Below are 18,906 nucleotides of genomic sequence, written 5' to 3' on the forward strand. Positions count from 1 at the left end.
AATTCTGCCCCGATGGTCAGACCAGGCCGCTTTGCAGTGCCAGATCCCAAGGTGGCACAGGGCTGAAACGGGATTTCAGGTATTCCAGCAGTAACCGACTGCGTGCATTGGGTTGCTGTTCCAGGCGTAGTGCGTAGATTCCGGTGGTTTCCGGGCTGGGCAGACCGGTTTCACAAAACAACGGCAACAGCTCGCCACGCACCAGGTATTCACTGGCCAGCCACGTGGGCAGGTGTGCAATACCCAACCCCGCCAAGGCTCCGCAGAGCAGGGCCTCGGCGTTGTTGGCACTCATGCGGATACGACGAGGACGATAAATGGCGCGGCGCCCATCCAGTTCGAAGCGCCAGGCAAACATCGGCGCGAGCCCGTCCCAGTCCAGGCCGTCGTGTTCGCTCAATTGCCGCGGGTGCGTTGGCGTACCCCGGCTTTTCAGATAAGCCGGGCTGGCGCAGGCAATGCGCACGATACTGGCAAGCGGCGTGGCGATCAGCCGGGTGTCGGCAATATGCCCTGCGCGCAGCACCAGGTCGACCTTGCCCAAGTGCGTGCCCTGCATATCGACAAAGCTGTCGATCAGATGCAGGTGCACATCCAGCCCCGGGTACACCTGCAGGAAATCCGCAATCACCGGCGCCAGGTGCCGCCGCCCGAACGCCGCCGGTGCATCCACGCGGATCAGGCCTTCCGGCGCATGGCTCAGGGACACGGCTTCGGCGCGTGCCAGTTGCAACTCGCCGACAATCCGACGCGCTCGCTCGGCAAAGGCCAGGCCGGCCGGAGTGGGAACTACGGCATGGGTGCTGCGCTGAAACAAGCGGCTGCCGACAGAGTTTTCCAAACTGTCGATACGCCGCGCCACTGCCGAGGGGGTCAATGGATGGCGGCGCGCGGCGGCGGAAAAGCTGCCGGTTTCCAGTACATCGAGAAACAGGCTCAGTTGGTCGGTCAGCGCATTGGGGTTCATTAGTTCATGCTTGTGCGAGGTTGGCATAGCCATTGTGCGTTGCTGTGCGTTTCCGCGCTAGAGCCGAGTGCGTAGCATGCAGGCTTCGGGATTGGCGGAGTAACGAGCGGTGTTGGATTTAATGATGTATCTGGTGTTGGGCGCGGCTCTCGGCACGGTAGGCGGATTGTTTGGCATCGGCGGCGGGCTGATCGCTATCCCCGTGCTGGGTGTGCTGTTCGGTCTCGATCAGCAGATCGCCCAAGGCACGGCGCTGGTGATGGTGGTCCCGAACGTAATGCTGGCCCTGTGGCGGTATCACCAGCGCAACCGCATAGAGCTGCGCCACGCCTTGCCATTAGGCGCGATGGGATTCAGCTTCGCCTGGCTGGGTTCGATCTGGGCGGTCGGCCTGGATGCCGGGGCGATGCGGATCGGGTTTATCGTCTTTTTGGTGGTGCTGGCGGCCTACAATCTGGTGCGCATGTTTACCCGTAATGCACCGCCGACCGCGCAAATGCGTTATTCCTGGCCGTGGCTGGGCGTACTCGGCGCAGCGTCAGGCGCCATGGGCGGATTGTTCGGTGTCGGTGGCGCGGTGGTGGCCACACCGGTGCTGACCAGCGTCTTCGGCACCAGCCAGGTGATCGCCCAAGGCTTGTCCCTGGCGCTGGCGCTGCCCAGTACCGGCGTAACCCTGGTCACTTACGCCTGGCATCACGAAGTGGACTGGCTGATTGGCGTGCCGTTGGCGGTGGGCGGCCTGCTCAGCATCAGTTGGGGCGTGAAAGTCGCTCATGCGCTGCCCGAGCGTGTATTGCGGGGCTTGTTCTGTGGCTTTCTGGCGGTGTGCGCGGTGATGCTGACGTTTAAAGTCTGAACCCTTCAACAATATATTCAGCCAGGCATTCGGTAATGGGCGACGTCATTTGCGGGTTGCGCAGCAAGCGCAGGTTCATCGCCGGCAAGGGCGGAAAGCCTTCGTCGCTGCCGAGCACGCGCAGGTCCTGGGACACCAGGCTTTCCATGCTGACCATCGCCGCCAGGCCGGCACTGACCACCGCCAGGATCGCCGCGCCATTGGAGCTGTGATAGGCCAGGCGATAACCCCGCCCGGCCATGTCCAGCGCTGTCTGGGCCCACTGCGTATAGAGGCAGTCGCCGCCGGAAACCGCCAGCGGCAGGGCCTCGTGGTCGTCCACGCAAAAACACGGCGCGGCGGCCCACACCATGCGTTCCGTACGCAGGAATTCCCCCAGATCGTTGCCGGGCTCGCGGCTGATAACGGTCAATGCCAGGTCGCGTCGCTGCATCAGCACCGATGACGACTCGCAGTGCAGCTCAATCTGGATCAGCGGGTAGGCCTTGGAAAACTGTTTGAGAATGCCCGGCAGGAAGCGCATCACGTAATCGTCCGGCGTACCGATGCGCACCAACCCCACCATATGCGGCTCGCGCAGGGTGTTGAATACCTCGCTGTGCAATTTCAGAATGCGCCGTGCGTAACCCAACAACACCTGGCCCTCTGGCGTGAGGCGCACCTGGCGACCGTCGCGTTCGAACAGCTTGCGCTGCAGCACATCCTCTTCCAGGCGTTTCATTTGCATGCTCACCGCCGATTGAGTGCGGTTGACCAGTTCCCCGGCCCGAGTAAAACCGCCTTGGTCAGCGATGGCGACGAAGGTGCGCAGCACTTCTGTGTCGATGCTCGGGTAAGTCGACAATTGATCAATCTCCGAGATGTATTACATAAGAAACATTCGTTGGATTGATCATAGGCCCAGGCTCACACTCGCGTCATCCCCATTGGAGGGCGAGAAGATGAAAGGTCAAAAAAATCATGGGATGAGGGCAAGGTCGCCGTTGTCGGGGCTGCTTCACAGCATTTCGCGTTGGCCGGCTTTGCATCGCGAACGCCGGATGCTGGCGGGCATGAGTGATGATGCGCTCAAGGATATCGGGCTCAACCGTGTCGACGTGGAGCAGGAGATCCATCGGCATTTCTGGGACGACCCGCTGCGCAAGTGACCCGGGATGCAGTAGGGTAGGCGCGAGCATTCAAGGAGCCATCCATGCCCGCCGTCCTCTCCTTTTCCCTCAAGCAGGCACGCCGCATGGCGCTGGCGGCCCAGGGCTTTTCCGGGCGCCAGCCGCCGGCGCAGAAAAAAGCCGCACACCTTAACCGCCTGATCGAACGCCTTGGCGTGCTGCAGATCGACTCGGTCAATGCGGTGGTGCGTTCCCATTACCTGCCGCTGTTTTCTCGCCTGGGCGGTTATTCCCCCTTGATGCTCGAACAGGCCGCCTGGAGCCAGGGGCGGCGGCGCTCGCTCTTCGAATACTGGGGACACGAGGCCTCGCTGTTGCCCATGGCAATGTTTCCATTGATGCGCTGGCGCATGGAGCGGGCCAAACAGGGGCGGGGGATTTATGCGCAAATGGCGCGGTTCGGACGTGAGCGACAGGACACTGTCCAGCGCGTTCTGCAGGCCGTCGAACAGCGGGGCGCATTGGGCGCGGGCAGCTTGTCAACCCGCGAGGAGCGCGCCGGGCCCTGGTGGGATTGGAGTGACGAGAAGCATGCGCTGGAATGGCTGTTTGCAGCCGGTCTGGTCACCGTGGCGGGGCGGCGAGGGTTTGAACGCCTGTACGATTTGCCGGAGCGGGTGATCCCCAACGAAATTCTGCAAACCTTCGTGGGCGAAGCCGAGGCCCTGCGCGGCTTGTTGTTGCACAGCGCCGGCGCATTGGGCGTGGCCACGGAAAAAGACCTGCGCGATTACTTCCGCCTCGATCCCGTCGACAGTCGCCAGCGCTTGGCCGAGTTGGTCGAGGAGGGGCAATTGCTGAGTTGCCAGGTGCAGGGCTGGAAGCAGTCCGCGTATTGCCTTGCGGAGCCGAAAGTGCCACGTAGCGTGCCGGCCAGCGCATTGCTGTCGCCCTTTGATTCGTTGATCTGGGAGCGTGCCCGTACCGAGCGTCTGTTCGATTTCCGTTACCGCCTTGAAATCTACACCCCACAACACAAGCGGGTGTACGGCTATTACGTGCTGCCGTTTTTGCACAACGAGCGGATCGCTGCGCGCGTTGATGTGCGCGCCGAACGGGCCAACGGCTGCCTGGCGGTGCATGCGGTGCACGAGGAGGAGGGGGGGCTGGATGAGCCGGGCATGTTGGCGTTGGCGCTGAACCTGCGCCAGATGGCCGATTGGCTGGGGCTGAAACAGGTCAAGCTCAATTGCCAGCGGCCGAGTGCCGCGCGGTTACGCGTGGCAATGCTCAAGATGGATGCTGGACTTTAGGGCGCCATCGGGGGCAAGCCCCCTCCCACAGGGGAATGCGCTCCACATGTGGGAGGGGGCTTGCCCCCGATTGGCGCCGGTCCAGGCGACACCCATCTAACGCTTGACCTGTTTCAGGGTTTCGGCAATCAGGAACGCCAGTTCCAGCGACTGATCGGCGTTCATTCGCGGGTCGCAGTGAGTGTGATAGCGGTCCGACAAACCGTCCTCGGTGATCGGCCGTGCGCCGCCGATGCATTCGGTGACGTTCTGCCCGGTCATCTCGATATGAATGCCGCCGGCATAGCTGCCTTCAGCCTGGTGGACCTGGAAAAACTCCTTCACTTCGCCAAGGATCTGCGCAAAGTCGCGGGTCTTGTAACCGCTGCTGGCCTTGATGGTATTGCCATGCATCGGATCGGAGCTCCACAGCACTTGCTTGCCTTCGCGCTGCACGGCGCGAATCAGCTCCGGCAGGTGGTCGCCAACCTTATTGGCGCCCATGCGTGCGATCAGGTTCAAGCGGCCAGGGTCGTTGTCCGGATTGAGAATGTCGATCAGGCGGATCAGGTCGTCCGGGTTCATGCTCGGGCCGACCTTGACCCCGATCGGGTTGTTCACCCCGCGCAGGAATTCGACATGAGCGCCATCCAACTGACGGGTACGGTCGCCAATCCAGAGCATATGGGCCGAGCAGTCGTAGTAGTCGTTGGTCAGGCTGTCGCGACGCACAAAGGCTTCTTCATAGTTGAGCAGCAACGCTTCGTGAGCGGTGAAGAAGCTGGTCTCGCGCAGTTGCGGCGAATCGTCCATGCCGCAGGCGCGCATGAAGGCCAGGGTTTCGTCGATGCGGTCGGCCAGTTGGCTGTACTTTTCGGCCAGCGCGGAGTTGGCGATAAAGTCCAGGTTCCACTTGTGCACCTGGTGCAGGTCGGCGAAGCCGCCCTGGGCAAAGGCGCGCAGCAGGTTAAGGGTGGCGGTGGACTGGTGGTAGCTCTGCAACAGGCGGTCCGGGTCCGGCACGCGGCTCTTTTCGTCGAAGCCGATGCCATTGACGATATCGCCGCGGTAGGCGGGCAGGGTGACGCCATCGATGGTTTCGTCGTTGGACGAGCGCGGCTTGGCGAACTGACCGGCCATGCGTCCGACCTTGACCACCGGGCAGCCGGCGGCGAAGGTCATCACAATCGCCATCTGCAGCAGCACTTTGAAGGTGTCACGGATTTTCGCGGCGGAGAACTCGGCAAAGCTCTCGGCGCAGTCACCGCCCTGCAGCAGGAAGGCGCGACCCTGGGTCACTTCGGCAAACTGGCGACGCAATTCGCGGGCTTCTCCGGCAAACACCAGCGGCGGGTAACTGGCCAGGCTCTGCTCCACGTGCAGCAGGTGCGCGGCATCCGGGTACCGGGGTTGTTGCTGGATCGGCAGGGCACGCCAGCTGTCGGGGCTCCAGGGTTGGCTCATCATGCACTCGTTGGGTAGGTTGAAGTTCGGACGTCAATGTTAGCAGCAATTAGTGCGTGACCTGCCGACGTCGCTTGGCTGACAATCGCGCACTTTGCCCTGCAGCAAACCCGTTAGGAGTAGTGATGAGCGAGGAGCGTGTGGAGCGCCTGCTGGCCGAAGTCCATGATGATTTCGGCATGATCCGTGTGCTGGAAGTGGCCGATTACCGTTTTCTCGAATTTGGCGACGCCATCGAGCAAAGTTGTGTGTTTACCGCCGATCCGAGCTGGCTGGAATACGACTACACCCGCGCGATGTTGATCGGGGCGCTATGCCATGAGCAGCCGGAAAGTGCGCTGTTCCTCGGCCTGGGTGCCGGCACGCTGACCCAGGCCTGTCTCAAGTTCCTGACGCTTGACGATGTTGAAGCCATCGAGCTGCGCCCCGACGTACCGCGCCTGGCGATGGAATATCTGGGGCTGGACGATGATCCGCGCCTGTATATCCGCATCGGCGATGCCCTGCAATTGCTCGAAAGCGCCGAACCTGCCGACCTGATCTTCGTCGACCTGTACACCGATGTAGGGCCGGGCGTCGGCCACCTGGCCTGGACCTTCCTTGAGAACTGCCAGAAGAAGCTCAACCCCGGCGGTTGGCTGGTGATCAACCAGTGGGCCACCGACGATGGCAAGCCGCTGGGCGCGGCGTTGTTGCGTGGGTTGTACCACCGGCATTACTGGGAACTGCCGGTGAAGGAGGGCAACGTGATTCTGCTGGTGCCTTCGGAGCTGGATCAGGAGTTGGACCTGGAGGCGCTGGTGTTTCGTGCAGAAGCTTTGGCGCCGCGTCTGGGGTATTCGTTGCAGGCGTTGATCAAGGCGATTCGACCGGCGACTTAGTTGCCTGTACCGACGCCATCGGGGGCAAGCCCCCTCCCACACTTGGAATGCATTTCAAATGTGGGAGGGGCGGTGCGACGATTCGACTTGCCCCCGATGAGGCCAGTACTGCCAAGTCAAATACCCTTGAACACCCCCGGCCGCTTCTCGATCATCGCTCGCACGCCTTCCTTGGCATCCTCGCTGTTGAGCAATTTATCCACCATCGGCGGCAATGCGGCCGCCGCCACGGTCTCGCCTTCCGTGTGTGCCAACCGCGCCGACATCAGTGTCGCCTGCACGCCAAGCGGCGCCTGGCGTGCGATGCGATTGGCCAATTCAATGGCGCGGGGCAGCAGGTCTTCGCTGGCCATCACTTCCTGCACCAGGCCCAGACGCAGGGCTTCATGGGCGTCGAACTCGTCGCCGGTCAGCAACCAGCGCATCGCATTGCCCCAGCCGGCGATCTGATGAAAGCGTAATGTCGCGCCGCCGAACGGAAAGATCCCACGCTGCACTTCCATCTGTGCGAAGCGGGTGTTGCTGGCGCAAAGGTTGATATCCGCCGCCAGCATCAGTTCGATGCCGATGGTCAGGCAATAGCCATGGACGGCAACGATCACCGGCTTATTGACCCTGGGGCCTGCGAACACGCCCCAGGGGTCGCAGCCGCCCAGGGGCGGTTGCCAGCCGCCGGCCATTACGCCGCTGACATTGGCCAGGTCGAGTCCGGCGGTGAAGTGGTCGCCATGGGCAAACACCACGGCAACTCGCGCATCATCGTTTCGATCAAAATCGCCATAGGCCATGCTCAGTTCGTTGAGCAGGTCCAGGTCGAAAGCATTTCGCTTGGCCACTCGATCCAGTCCCAACAGCAGGACATGACCCTGGAGTTCACGGCTGACGCGGCTGGTACTGGCTTGATTCATCGGGTGTGCCCTCGGGCGCGGATGGGGTTTCAGACCAAAGGGCTGGCCTGGACAGGTGAATCGTTTAAGCGTGATAACCAACAGGGCCGGGCTTGTGAAAAATAGACCCTGGCGCACTTATCTGCAAAGGCTGTGACACCGCACGGTTTCTCAGTGTTTTGCGATAAAAAAAGCTCCCTTTTTCAGCTATTTCCGGTATAGTGCGCGCCGGCCTTTAACCGGGCCGCGTTTAGGTAGCGCAATTCCCCGAAGTCAGCTTCGGCTGCACGTCCGCACAGCGGACTCTCCCTTGACGAATCTTTTTCATTCATTCGTTTTCGCAAATCCCCGCCGACAAAGCAGCCAGGGCGACTCTTGAGTCTCAACACGGCATGCGCAGCTTTGGAGCATGGGTCTTTGCGGATGCACTTAGAGGCAGACCCATGACCCAGGAAACCGGCGGCTTCGCCGCTTTTAATCTCAACCCGAACATTCTCGCCGCTGTCATCGCGACTGGCTACGAAGAACCTTCGGCTATTCAGCAGCAATCGATCCCGATCATCATGGCCGGCCAGGACATGATTGGCCAGGCGCAAACCGGTACCGGTAAAACCGCCGCGTTCGCCCTGCCTATTCTGCATTGCATCGATCCTGCCAAGCGCGAGCCGCAAGCCCTGATCCTGGCGCCAACCCGTGAGTTGGCGCTGCAAGTAGCAACCGCTTTCGAAACCTACGCCAAGCAAATGCCAGGTGTAACCGTTGTGGCCGTTTACGGCGGCGCGCCCATGGGCCCACAACTGAAAGCCATCCGTAACGGCGCACAGATCGTTGTCGCCACCCCGGGCCGTCTGTGCGACCACCTGCGTCGTGACGAGAAAGTCCTGTCGACCGTGAACCACCTGGTTCTCGACGAAGCCGACGAAATGTTGAAGCTGGGCTTCATGGATGACCTGGAAGTCATCTTCAAGGCACTGCCACCGACCCGTCAGACCGTGCTGTTCTCGGCCACCCTGCCGCAGTCGATCCGCGCCATTGCCGAACGCCACCTGCGCGATCCGCAACATGTGAAGATCCAGACCAAGACCCAGACCGTTACCGCGATCGAACAGGCTCACCTGTTGGTTCACGCTGACCAGAAGACCTCGGCTGTACTGAGCCTGCTGGAAGTCGAAGATTTCGATGCGCTGATCATGTTCGTGCGCACCAAGCAAGCCACCCTGGACCTGGCCAGCGCCCTGGAAGCCAAAGGCTACAAGGCCGCTGCGCTGAACGGTGACATCGCCCAGAACCAGCGTGAGCGCGTGATCGACTCCCTCAAGGATGGCCGTCTGGACATCGTTGTGGCGACCGACGTTGCCGCTCGTGGCCTTGACGTTCCACGTATCACCCACGTGTTCAACGTTGACATGCCTTACGATCCTGAATCCTACGTTCACCGTATCGGCCGTACCGGCCGTGCCGGTCGCGAGGGCCGTGCACTGCTGCTGGTGACTCCGCGTGAGCGCCGCATGCTGCAAGTGATCGAGCGTGTAACCGGTCAGAAAGTTGCCGAAGTGCGTCTGCCGGACGCCCAGGCCGTTCTCGATGCGCGCATCAAGAAATTGACCAACAGCCTGGCGCCACTGGTGGCTGACGCTGAATCGACCCACGGCGACCTGCTGGACCGCCTGACCGCCGATATCGGTTGCACCCCGCGTGCCCTGGCTGCAGCGTTGCTGCGCAAAGCCACCAACGGTCAGGCCCTGACCCTGGCAGCCATCGAGAAAGAACGCCCACTGGTACCGAACAACGCGCCACGCGGTGATCGTCCAGAGCGTACCGGCGACCGTCCGGACCGTGGTGATCGCGAGCGTCGTGCTCCGGTTCCATTGGCCGAAGGTCGTGCGCGTTGCCGTACCGCGCTGGGCGCGCGTGACGGTATCGCCGCCAAGAACCTGCTGGGCGCTATCCTCAACGAGGGTGGCCTGGCACGTGAAGCCATTGGTCGCATCCAGGTCCGTGACAGCTTCTCCCTGGTGGAGCTGCCGGAAGATGGTCTGGAAAAACTGCTGGCCAAGCTGAAAGACACTCGCGTTGCCGGCAAGCAGTTGAAGCTGCGTCGCTACCGCGAAGATTGATCCGCCCCTGGGCTGATTGATCGCACATAAAAAATCCCCGACTGGTTCGGGGATTTTTTTATGCCTGGAACTTATGACCAGTAATTGATCGGTGTGGGACGGGCGTCAGCCAAAACGATAGATGTCCATGCCAAGGGCGCCCAGTGTGAAGCCTTGGTGCGCTACGCTGAAATCTGCGCCTGCACCGCGCGCGAAGTACAACGGCAACAAATGTTCATCGCTGGGATGGCTGCGTATGGCGTGAGGGGCCTGTCGACGATAATCGTGCAACGCGGTTTCATCATTGGCCGCCAGCTTGTCGACAACCCAGTCGCGGAACTCCAGTGCCCATGGCGTGATGGTCTCAGGCCCTGCACGCCAGTCCAGTTCGCCCAGGTTATGGGTGATGCTGCCGGAGCCGATCAACAACACGCCTTGCTCGCGCAGGCCGGCGAGCGCATGCCCAACCCGGGTCTGGAGCGCCGGGCCCATGCGGCTGGGCAGCGACACTTGCACCACCGGGATATCCGCCGCCGGATACATCAGCGACAGTGGCACCCAGGTGCCGTGGTCGAAGGGGCGGCGCTCATCGATGTGCGCGCCTAAGCCATCGGCATGCAGCAGCTCGACGATGTCAGTGGCCAGCTGTGGGTCGCCCGGCGCTGGATACTGCACGGCAAACAGCTCGCGGGGGAAGCCGCCGAAGTCGTGCCAGGTTTCTGGGGCGGCGCTGCCGCTGACCAGTAATTCGCGGCTCTCCCAATGCGCCGATACCACCACAATCGCCTTTGGGCGGGGCAGTTCGGCCGCCAGACGTTGCAGTGCCGGGCCGCTGGCGCCGGGTTGCAGGGCGAGCATGGGCGAACCGTGGGAGATAAACAGGCTGGGAAGCATAGGATGGGTCCTGGGCATTAACATAGGCCCATTTTCAGACAGATCATCAATCAGAATCTAATATAAGTTTTAGCGCCTTTTGATCGAATTTCCGAGGTGATTCATGGAACCTGAGTTTTGGCGGGACCGTTGGGCACGCAACCAGATTGGCTTTCATTTGCCTGAGGTTAACCCTTATCTGCAGCGATATTGGTCGCAGTTGGGAGTGGCGGGCGGGGCCAAGGTGCTGGTGCCGTTGTGTGGCAAAAGCCTGGATCTGGTATGGCTGGCCAGTCAGGGCTACCACGTGATGGGTGTGGAACTGTCCGAGCAGGCGGTTGAGGCGTTCTTCAGCGAGCAGGGGCTGGCGCCGCAGATCAGCCAACGGGGCGGCTTCAAGGTGTACCAGACGAGCCTGATCGAAGTGTGGTGTGGGGATTTCTTCGCCCTCGACGCACAGTCAGTCGCTGATTGCAGTGCGCTGTATGACCGCGCAGCGTTGATCGCATTGCCGCCGTTGATGCGGGCGCAATACACCGAACGCCTCAATGCGTTGCTGGGCAGTGGCGCCAAAGGCTTGTTGATTACGCTCGATTACGACCAGATGCGAAAGGCCGGGCCGCCCTTTGCGGTCAGCGATGACGAAGTGCACGTGTTGCTCGGCGGACACTGGGCGTTGGACAGGCTCGAAGAACAGGACATTCAGGGCGAGAGCTGGAAGTTCGAGCGGGTTTACCGGTTGACCAAGGTCTGAATCGCGCCCACAAAAAAGGGGCGATCCAATCGCCCCTTTTCGGCTTACCCGGCCTCAGCCTTATCAGCCGCGACGACGCAGCGCGTCGATCCGCTCTTCCAGCGGCGGGTGACTCATGAACATACGCGCCAGGCCTTGCTTGATGCCACCGTTGATGCCGAAGGCGGTCAGGCTGTCCGGCATATGCACCGGCAGGCCTTGTTCGGAGCGCAGGCGCTGCAGTGCGCCGATCATCGCGCTGGTGCCCGCCAGGCGTGCGCCGGCTTCGTCTGCGCGGAACTCACGTTTACGCGAGAACCACATAACGATGGCGCTGGCCAGGAAGCCCAGGACCAGTTCGGCGAAGATCGTCGCCACGAAGTAGGCAATACCGCGGCCTTCTTCGTTCTTGAAGATCACCTTGTCGACGAAGTTACCGATGATCCGTGCAAAGAACATCACGAAGGTATTCACCACGCCCTGCACCAGCGCGAGGGTGACCATGTCGCCATTGGCCACGTGGCCGATCTCGTGTGCCAGCACCGCTTTGACTTCGTCCGGCGAGAAACGCTCCAGCAGGCCCTGGCTGACGGCGACCAGTGCGTCGTTCTTGTTCCAGCCGGTGGCGAACGCGTTGGCCTCATAAGCAGGGAAAATCCCTACCTCGGGCATTTTGATGCCTGCTTCTTGAGACAACTGCTCCACAGTTTGCATCAGCCATTGTTCATGGCGAGTGCGTGGTTGAGTGATGATCTGGGTGCTGGTGCTCATTTTCGCCATCCACTTGGAGATGAACAGCGAGAACAGCGAACCGGCAAAACCAAAGACCGCACAGAAAATCAGCAGCTGATTGAGGTTCAGATCAACCCCGTTGGCCGCCATGAACCCATTGAAGCCAAAAAGGCTCAGGGTGACGCTGGCAATCAGTACGACTGCCAGGTTAGTGGCCAAGAACAGCAGGATGCGCATCATGGTTGTAGAGTTCTCCTCATGCTTAATATGTCGCTTACTGCGGGGTATATAAGGTGCGGCCTGGGGTGATTCAACCGAGCGACTATTTCAAACTGTGTCCTACAGCGAAAATGTAGCGCCTTGAAGGGAATTTCCCACAAAAAATCCTTTGCCGATTAGCCGCCTGGCGTGTCGCACGTCCCGTTAACACTAGGGCAGGGCGGCTGGCGCGATGCCATCTTCCGGTCCGAGACCCTCATTGCCAGAGAAGTGTTGCCAGATAATCGCTGTAAGACCAAATGAGAGTCGGACGGCAGCCTTTCCCTTACTGGCGATAGGACTTCAGGAAGTTGCCGATGCGACCGATGGCCATATCCAGTTCATCCACGCGCGGCAAGGTCACTACGCGAAAGTGATCCGGCCACGGCCAGTTGAATGCGGTGCCCTGCACTACCAGCAGCTTTTCCGACAGCAGCAGGTCGAGCACGAATTTTTCGTCGTTGAGGATCGGGCAGACTTTCGGGTCAATCCGCGGGAAGGCGTACAGCGCTCCCATGGGCTTCACGCAGCTGACGCCCGGGATTGCGTTGAGCAGCTCCCAGGTGCGGTTACGTTGCTCCAAAAGGCGGCCTTGGGGCAGGACCAGGTCGTTGATGCTCTGGTAGCCGCCGAGTGCGGTCTGGATCGCGTGCTGGCTCGGCACGTTGGCGCACAGACGCATATTGGCCAGCATGTCGATGCCTTCGATATAGCTTTGGGCGTTGTGCTTGGGGCCGGAAATGGCGATCCAGCCGGAGCGGAATCCTGCCACGCGGTAGGACTTGGACAGGCCATTGAAGGTCAGGCACAGCAGGTCGGGTGCCAGGGAGGCGGTGCACACATGGACGGCGTCATCGTAGAGGATCTTGTCGTAGATCTCATCGGAGAACACCACCAGGTTGTGTTGGCGCGCCAGTTCGAGCATGCCCAGCAGCACTTCTCTGGAGTACACGGCGCCGGTGGGGTTGTTCGGGTTGATGATCACCAGGGCCTTTGTGTTCGGGGTGATCTTGGCCTTGATATCGGCCAGGTCAGGGAACCAGTCGGCACCTTCGTCGCAGAGGTAATGCACCGGGTGGCCACCGGCCAGGGTCACGGCAGCGGTCCATAGCGGGTAATCCGGCGCGGGTACCAGTACTTCGTCGCCGTTGTTGAGCAAGGCCTGCAGCGACATCACGATCAGCTCGGACACGCCATTGCCCAGGTAGATGTCTTCGATACCGACACCTTCCACCTGCTTCTGCTGGTAATACTGCATCACCGCCTTGCGTGCGCTGAACAGGCCCTTGGAGTCGCTGTAGCCCTGGGCCGTGGGGAGGTTGCGGATCACGTCCTGGAGGATTTCGTCGGGCGCTTCGAAACCAAAGGGCGCCGGGTTGCCGATGTTCAGCTTGAGGATGCGATGTCCTTCCTCCTCTAGGCGTTTGGCGTGCTTGAGCACCGGGCCGCGAATGTCGTAGCAGACGTTGGCGAGCTTGTTCGATTTGCTGACCTGCATGGCGATGTGATCCTGAAAATGAACGATCCAGACGGCGTGGACACTACCGTACTGTGAATCCTGCGCGGCCCGCACCTTTAAATACGTTTGAATGCCGGTGGTGCGGGTGCCAGACTGGCGTTTTGAAGAGGCGCAATCATACGTGCCGCCTGATCCACGGAAAAGCCACAGATCAGGGTTTTTCAGTTGCCGAGGTGTATCGATGGAAAAGCTGCAGAAAACCGTTGAAGAATGGAAAGCCATGCTCGATCCGGAGCAGTACAACGTGTGCCGTCTCAAGGGCACCGAGCGACCTTTCAGCGGCAAGTACAACGAGACCAGGACCGACGGCGTGTACCACTGCATTTGCTGCAATGAGCCGCTGTTCGATTCCACCGCCAAGTTCGATTCAGGTTGCGGCTGGCCCAGCTTCTACGAGCCGATTGACGATCGTGCCATGGTCGAGATTCGCGATGTCAGCCACGGCATGATTCGCACCGAAGTCACCTGTGCCAAGTGTGATGCACACCTGGGGCATGTGTTCCCGGACGGTCCGCCGCCGACCGGCCTGCGTTACTGCATCAACTCGGTGTGCCTGGACCTGGTGCCGCGCTGAGAAAGCGCCTGTTTGGCCACTAAGCGTACACCGCCCTTTGTAGGAGCGAGCTTGCTCGCGAAAAACGTTAACGATAACGCGTGCTTTCTGAATGAACGCGGTGCCTGTGAGTTTTTCGCGAGCAAGCTCGCTCCTACAAAATGCCTTGGGTTCTGGGTTGATGGGGCGTCATCATTCCCGCTTATTAGTTTGTACACCATTCAATTGCGGACTATCTTTCTGCATCCCCTTTGCCAGAGTCACTGCCATGAGCGACAACCTGCTGAGCATCCCTTGCACCACGATCAAGGGTGAGCAAAAGACCTTGGCCGATTTCGCCGGCAAGGCCATCCTCGTGGTCAACACCGCCAGCAAGTGTGGTTTCACCCCGCAGTACAAGGGCCTGGAACAGCTCTGGCAGCAATACAAGGACCAGGGCCTGGTGGTGCTGGGCTTTCCATGCAATCAGTTCGGCAAGCAGGAGCCGGGCAATGAAGGCGCGATAGCGGAGTTCTGCGAGCTGAACTTCGGCGTCAGTTTCCCTTTGTTCAAAAAGATCGACGTCAACGGCAGTGATGCCCACCCGCTGTTCGTGCAGTTGAAAAAACAGGCGCCGGGACTGCTGGGCTCGAAGAACATCAAGTGGAACTTCACCAAGTTCCTCATCGGGCGTGATGGCAGGCAGGTCAAGCGTTTTGCACCGACCACCAAGCCTCAGGATCTGAGCCAGGAGATCGAAGCGCTGCTCAAATGACAGATGCTGACGCAGCTCAGAGGCTTGTCGTCTCAGGCACCCACAGGTCCAGCAGGGCCTTGAGTTCTTCTCGGCGAAACGGCTTGGCCAGGTAATCGTTCATCCCTGCCGCACGGCAACGCTCACGCTCTTCGGAGAGGGCGTTGGCGGTCAAGGCAACGATCGGCAGGTCCGGCCAGCGGCCGCTCTGGCGAATCTGCCGGCTTGCTTCGTAGCCGTTCATCACGGGCATGTTGCAGTCCATCAACACCATATCGAAACGCTGGTCCTCAAGACACTTGAGGGCTTCGCCACCATGGCCGGCCACAATGACCTCGCAGCCAAGCTTGCCGAGCATACCTTTGGCCACCAGTTGATTGACCGGGTTGTCCTCCACCAGCAGGATGCGCGCGCGGTGGCTGAGGGAGGTGGCGTCGATTTGGACCGGGTCTGGAAGCGGCTGCGTGTCGCTGTGCAAATAACGCTGCAGGATCTGATACAGCGCATTACGGCTCAGTGGTCGGGCTTGTTGCTGCAGCGGTGCCAGGGCCGCGACTTCTTCGCCGGGCATGAAATTGCCATAGGCCGTCACCACCAGGATCGGCGCGGTAATGCCCGGCCTCAGGCGGAACAGGCACTCCGGGCAATCGGTGATCAACAGGTCGGGATGCTGCCCGCTCAGGTCGTCTTCCATGCAATAGCAACGCGGCGCCAGTCCCCAGTGGGGCAGCAACGTGCTGAGCAACTCTCCCAAACCGCTGCTCTGGTTGGTAATGACGATCACATCCCCCGTCAATGGCGCTTGAGCAACCGCCGGCAGGTGGGCAGGCAGCGGCAGGTCGACGCAGAACTGACTGCCGAAGCCGACCTCCGAACTGATGCTCAAGCGGCCCTGCATGGCTTCGCACAGGTTATGGGTCAATGCAAGACCCAAGCCCGTGCCGCCATATTGGCGCGTGATACCGGCACCGGCCTGGGTAAACGGCTGGAAGATCTTGACCTGGGCGTCCTGGGCAATGCCGATGCCGGTATCGCAGACTTCAATGCGCACCCCTTCGCCGTGTTGGCTCAGGCGCACATCTACGCGGCCGAAGCGGGTGAACTTCAAGGCATTGGACAGCAGGTTACTGACAATTTGCCGTACCCGCGTCGAGTCTCCAATGACCTGGGCAGGAAATAACGGGTCGATCAGGCAGGTCAGTTCAACACTGGGCGCGGCGTTTTGCGACAACAGGTTGGCGGTGTCTTCCACCAGTGAGCCAAGGTCGAACGGGATGCGCTCAAGCTCCAGTTGACCCGCGTCAAACTTGGACAGGTCGAGGATATCGTTGAGCAACTCCACCAGTACCTTGCCGGAGTCATGGGCGATGGACAGTTGCTGGCGCTGCTCGGGGTTGAGCGGGCTGTCCAGCGACAGGGCAATCATGCCCAGCAGGCCATTGAGCGGGGTGCGGATTTCATGGCTCATATTGGCCAGAAACGCCGCCCGCGCCTGGGCCATGCTCAGCGCATTCAATCTGGCAGCCTCCAGCTCATCATTGAACTGGCTCAAGCGCTGGTTGCTGGTCTTGAGCTCAAGGGTGCGCGCAGAAACGATGTCTTCGAGCTGGCCCAGGTATTCGGTAAGTCGATCTTCGGCATGGCGTCGCTGCTGAATCTCGGTTTCCAGGTTTTCGAACTGCTGGTTGGCGACGTTGACCAGCACGCCGATTTCGTCATGCTCATGCCCTGGCGGGCAGTCCAGGCGCGCCTGTCTGCGCGTGCTCAACGCTCGAATAATGCGCACCAGCGGTTGGGTGAGCATCACGTAGAACAAGCCCAGCAGGATCCCGGTCAGCAGCAGGCTGCGAACAAAGCCGTTGAGCAACGTGACCTCGGCGCGGCGCAGGAAGCGGCCGCCAAACGCGTAGGTGTCTACGTCAAGGCGCAGTACGCCGAGGGATTCGTTGGGCATATGGCCGAGGTACAGACGGTCTTCGAATTGACGGTTGGCGCCAAACAGAAAATCGCTGAGCGGGCGATAATGGCTTTCCTGGCGCGGCCGGTCGACATCGGCCAGCACCACACCGTTGTTGTCGATCAACTGGGCGTGAACAATGGCAGGGGAGTGCAGCAGGCCCAGGGTCAATTCCTGGGCAAGTTCGGCATCGATGTTATAGGCGATGCGCGAGGCGGGGTTGTGGCTGATTTCGATCAGCGAGCGTATTTCACGGTTGATGGATGCGTCTTCGCTGGCATAATCAATGCCGATTTGGATAAGACTGAGCAAGGTTCCCAAGACGAAACCGACCAGCACAGTCAATCTGGCTTGTTTATAAGACAAGCGGTGGGCGAACTTGATATCCATCGAGTGTTGAACCACTTCACGTTTCCCTTCGCCCGGCAAGCATAGCTGAACATCCACCAATGCTGACTTGCCCGGCATGAATCAATTTTTCTTGATGCAGCCTTGTACGGTCTGCCACAGGGTTGCCAATACGCCATCTTTTACAAGAACTTGCCAGAGGAATAGATGTGGATTCTCGATTGAATGCCTTTCTTGAGCGGGCTGACGCAGTGCTCGCGCGCCTGGAACCGCTGTTACCCGCCCCGCGCCAAGCCATTGACTGGCAGCACTGCCTGGCCGCGCGCTGGCAGCGCGAAGGCCGCACAGGCTTTCTATTACCGCTGGACGTCAGCCTGGACATGCGTCTGTCGGACCTGATCGGCGTCGACAAGCAACGGGAAACGCTGGCGCGTAACACCCAGCAGTTTCTTGACGGCTTGCCCGCCAACCATGCGTTGCTATGGGGTTCGCGTGGCACTGGCAAATCTTCCATGGTCCGCGCCTTGCTCGCCCAGCATGCCAAGGCCGGCCTGCGCTTGATCGAAATCGAGCGTGACCATCTGGCCGACCTGCCGCGCGTGGTCGAGCAACTGAACAAGCTGGCGCAGCGTTTCATTCTGTTCTGCGACGACCTGTCGTTCGAGGCCGGCGAAGGCGACTATCGCGTGCTCAAGAGTGTACTGGATGGCTCCCTGGAGCAGGCGCCGGAAAACGTGTTGCTGTACGCCACCTCCAACCGCCGTCACCTGGTGCCGGAGAACCAGAGTGACAACGACAATTGGAAGCGCGTGGATGGCGAACTGCACCCGAGCGAGGCGGTGGAAGACAAGATCGCCTTGTCCGACCGTTTCGGCTTGTGGCTGTCGTTTTATCCATTTACTCAGGAACATTTCCTGAATGTGGTCGAGCACTGGATCGGTGAGCTTGCAGGCAAGGCAGGCCTACAGTGGCAACGCGATGAACAGCTCGACATTCTCGCCGTGCGCTGGGCGACCGGACGCGGAAACCGCAATGGCCGCTGCGCCTATCAGTTCGCCCGTTACTGGGTGGGTCTCAAATTGCTGGAGCGTCAACCATGATTGATTTGCAACAGGCCGGCACCGGCCTGGATGGCTATGCCTTGCTGTGCGCGCAACTGGAGTCACTGCTGGCCGATGAGCGGGATTTCATCGCCAACAGCGCGCAATTCTCCGCCTTTCTGTTCAATCAGTTGGACGACCTGAACTGGGCAGGTTTCTACCTTAATCGCAATGAGGAACTGGTGCTTGGTCCATTCCAGGGCCAGATTGCCTGTGTGCGGATCCCTTTCGGTCGTGGCGTGTGTGGCGTCGCCGCCGCAACCCGGCAGACCCAGCGAGTGGAAGACGTGCATGCGTTTGCCGGGCACATTGCCTGTGACAGCGCCTCGAACAGCGAATTGGTGGTGCCGCTGGTCAAGAACGGCCAATTGATCGGCGTGCTTGATCTCGACAGCCCATCGCTGGCTCGTTTTACCCCTCAGGACCAGGTGGGTATCGAACAACTGGCGGCTATTTTCCTGCGCTTGACCGATTGCTGAGCGAGCGGGGAATGCCTTTGTAGGAGCGAGCTTGCTCGCGAAAAATGTCAACGATAACGCGTGCTT

Annotated in this window: 18 protein-coding genes; 10 read left to right on the plus strand and 8 right to left on the minus strand. The window is 60.5% G+C overall.

Annotation, left to right across the window (positions count from 1 at the left end; all coding sequences use genetic code 11):
• Positions 1-16: 16 nt before the first annotated feature.
• Complete coding sequence (locus tag MRY17_RS08045; protein ID WP_181285552.1) at positions 17-967, minus strand: LysR family transcriptional regulator; 951 nt, start codon at positions 965-967, stop codon at positions 17-19.
• Positions 968-1,076: 109 nt separating this feature from the next.
• Between MRY17_RS08045 and MRY17_RS08050 the strand changes: the two genes are divergently transcribed.
• Positions 1,077-1,826, plus strand: a complete 750-nt coding sequence (locus tag MRY17_RS08050) for a sulfite exporter TauE/SafE family protein (protein WP_243353553.1) — start codon at positions 1,077-1,079, stop codon at positions 1,824-1,826.
• Here the strand turns inward: MRY17_RS08050 and MRY17_RS08055 are convergent.
• Positions 1,816-2,670, minus strand: a complete 855-nt coding sequence (locus MRY17_RS08055; protein ID WP_124432029.1) for a LysR family transcriptional regulator — start codon at positions 2,668-2,670, stop codon at positions 1,816-1,818. The genes MRY17_RS08050 and MRY17_RS08055 overlap by 11 nt on opposite strands.
• A gap of 97 nt (positions 2,671-2,767) precedes the next feature.
• Between MRY17_RS08055 and MRY17_RS26390 the strand changes: the two genes are divergently transcribed.
• Together MRY17_RS26390 and MRY17_RS08065 are read left to right on the plus strand one after the other, a co-directional pair.
• The gene (locus MRY17_RS26390; RefSeq protein WP_347710228.1) at positions 2,768-2,974 is read left to right on the plus strand and encodes a DUF1127 domain-containing protein; all 207 of its coding nucleotides are present in this window, start codon (positions 2,768-2,770) and stop codon (positions 2,972-2,974) included.
• 44 nt (positions 2,975-3,018) lie between these two features.
• Positions 3,019-4,248: a winged helix-turn-helix domain-containing protein gene (locus tag MRY17_RS08065; protein WP_243353554.1), complete on the plus strand. Its 1,230-nt coding sequence runs from the start codon at positions 3,019-3,021 to the stop codon at positions 4,246-4,248.
• Between the two features lie 96 nt (positions 4,249-4,344).
• On the opposite strand, the gene MRY17_RS08070 is transcribed toward MRY17_RS08065, so the two are convergent.
• The gene (locus tag MRY17_RS08070) at positions 4,345-5,691 is read right to left on the minus strand and encodes a class II 3-deoxy-7-phosphoheptulonate synthase (protein ID WP_243353555.1); all 1,347 of its coding nucleotides are present in this window, start codon (positions 5,689-5,691) and stop codon (positions 4,345-4,347) included.
• Positions 5,692-5,816: 125 nt separating this feature from the next.
• Here MRY17_RS08070 and MRY17_RS08075 point away from each other — a divergent pair, with 125 nt between their 5' ends.
• Positions 5,817-6,572, plus strand: coding sequence for a spermidine synthase (locus MRY17_RS08075; protein WP_191952950.1), 756 nt, complete (start codon positions 5,817-5,819; stop codon positions 6,570-6,572).
• A gap of 116 nt (positions 6,573-6,688) precedes the next feature.
• Here MRY17_RS08075 and MRY17_RS08080 read toward each other — a convergent pair whose 3' ends face one another.
• On the minus strand, positions 6,689-7,480 hold the full coding sequence (locus MRY17_RS08080; RefSeq protein ID WP_181285482.1) for a crotonase/enoyl-CoA hydratase family protein: 792 nt from the start codon (positions 7,478-7,480) through the stop codon (positions 6,689-6,691).
• Between the two features lie 422 nt (positions 7,481-7,902).
• Here MRY17_RS08080 and MRY17_RS08085 point away from each other — a divergent pair, with 422 nt between their 5' ends.
• Entirely contained in the window at positions 7,903-9,576 is a 1,674-nt protein-coding gene (locus tag MRY17_RS08085) for a DEAD/DEAH box helicase (RefSeq protein WP_065885148.1), read from the plus strand.
• 105 nt (positions 9,577-9,681) lie between these two features.
• Here the strand turns inward: MRY17_RS08085 and MRY17_RS08090 are convergent, their stop codons facing one another.
• A complete protein-coding gene (locus tag MRY17_RS08090; protein WP_243353556.1) occupies positions 9,682-10,449 on the minus strand; it encodes a DODA-type extradiol aromatic ring-opening family dioxygenase in 768 nt (255 codons plus the stop codon).
• A gap of 103 nt (positions 10,450-10,552) precedes the next feature.
• Here MRY17_RS08090 and MRY17_RS08095 point away from each other — a divergent pair, with 103 nt between their 5' ends.
• Positions 10,553-11,182, plus strand: a complete 630-nt coding sequence (locus tag MRY17_RS08095; RefSeq protein ID WP_243353557.1) for a thiopurine S-methyltransferase — start codon at positions 10,553-10,555, stop codon at positions 11,180-11,182.
• Between the two features lie 63 nt (positions 11,183-11,245).
• Here MRY17_RS08095 and htpX read toward each other — a convergent pair whose 3' ends face one another.
• Together htpX and MRY17_RS08105 are read right to left on the minus strand one after the other, a co-directional pair.
• Complete coding sequence (gene htpX / locus MRY17_RS08100) at positions 11,246-12,133, minus strand: protease HtpX (RefSeq protein WP_065885152.1); 888 nt, start codon at positions 12,131-12,133, stop codon at positions 11,246-11,248.
• 304 nt (positions 12,134-12,437) lie between these two features.
• Positions 12,438-13,649: a pyridoxal phosphate-dependent aminotransferase gene (locus tag MRY17_RS08105; protein ID WP_065885153.1), complete on the minus strand. Its 1,212-nt coding sequence runs from the start codon at positions 13,647-13,649 to the stop codon at positions 12,438-12,440.
• 202 nt (positions 13,650-13,851) lie between these two features.
• Between MRY17_RS08105 and msrB the strand changes: the two genes are divergently transcribed.
• Both msrB and MRY17_RS08115 read left to right on the plus strand, forming a co-directional pair.
• Positions 13,852-14,244 (plus strand): peptide-methionine (R)-S-oxide reductase MsrB, encoded by a 393-nt coding sequence (gene msrB / locus MRY17_RS08110; RefSeq protein ID WP_181285485.1) that lies wholly within the window; start codon positions 13,852-13,854, stop codon positions 14,242-14,244.
• Positions 14,245-14,491: 247 nt separating this feature from the next.
• On the plus strand, positions 14,492-14,977 hold the full coding sequence (locus tag MRY17_RS08115) for a glutathione peroxidase (protein WP_065885155.1): 486 nt from the start codon (positions 14,492-14,494) through the stop codon (positions 14,975-14,977).
• Positions 14,978-14,993: 16 nt separating this feature from the next.
• Here MRY17_RS08115 and MRY17_RS08120 read toward each other — a convergent pair whose 3' ends face one another.
• Entirely contained in the window at positions 14,994-17,303 is a 2,310-nt protein-coding gene (locus MRY17_RS08120; protein WP_181284564.1) for an ATP-binding protein, read from the minus strand.
• Positions 17,304-17,470: 167 nt separating this feature from the next.
• Between MRY17_RS08120 and MRY17_RS08125 the strand changes: the two genes are divergently transcribed.
• Complete coding sequence (locus MRY17_RS08125) at positions 17,471-18,361, plus strand: ATP-binding protein (protein ID WP_181284551.1); 891 nt, start codon at positions 17,471-17,473, stop codon at positions 18,359-18,361.
• Entirely contained in the window at positions 18,358-18,840 is a 483-nt protein-coding gene (locus MRY17_RS08130) for a GAF domain-containing protein (RefSeq protein ID WP_181284552.1), read from the plus strand. Before MRY17_RS08125 ends, MRY17_RS08130 begins: the two co-directional genes overlap by 4 nt.
• The last annotated feature ends 66 nt before the right edge of the window (positions 18,841-18,906 follow it).

Source organism: Pseudomonas orientalis (assembly GCF_022807995.1).
GTDB classification, from domain to species: domain Bacteria; phylum Pseudomonadota; class Gammaproteobacteria; order Pseudomonadales; family Pseudomonadaceae; genus Aquipseudomonas; species Aquipseudomonas orientalis_B.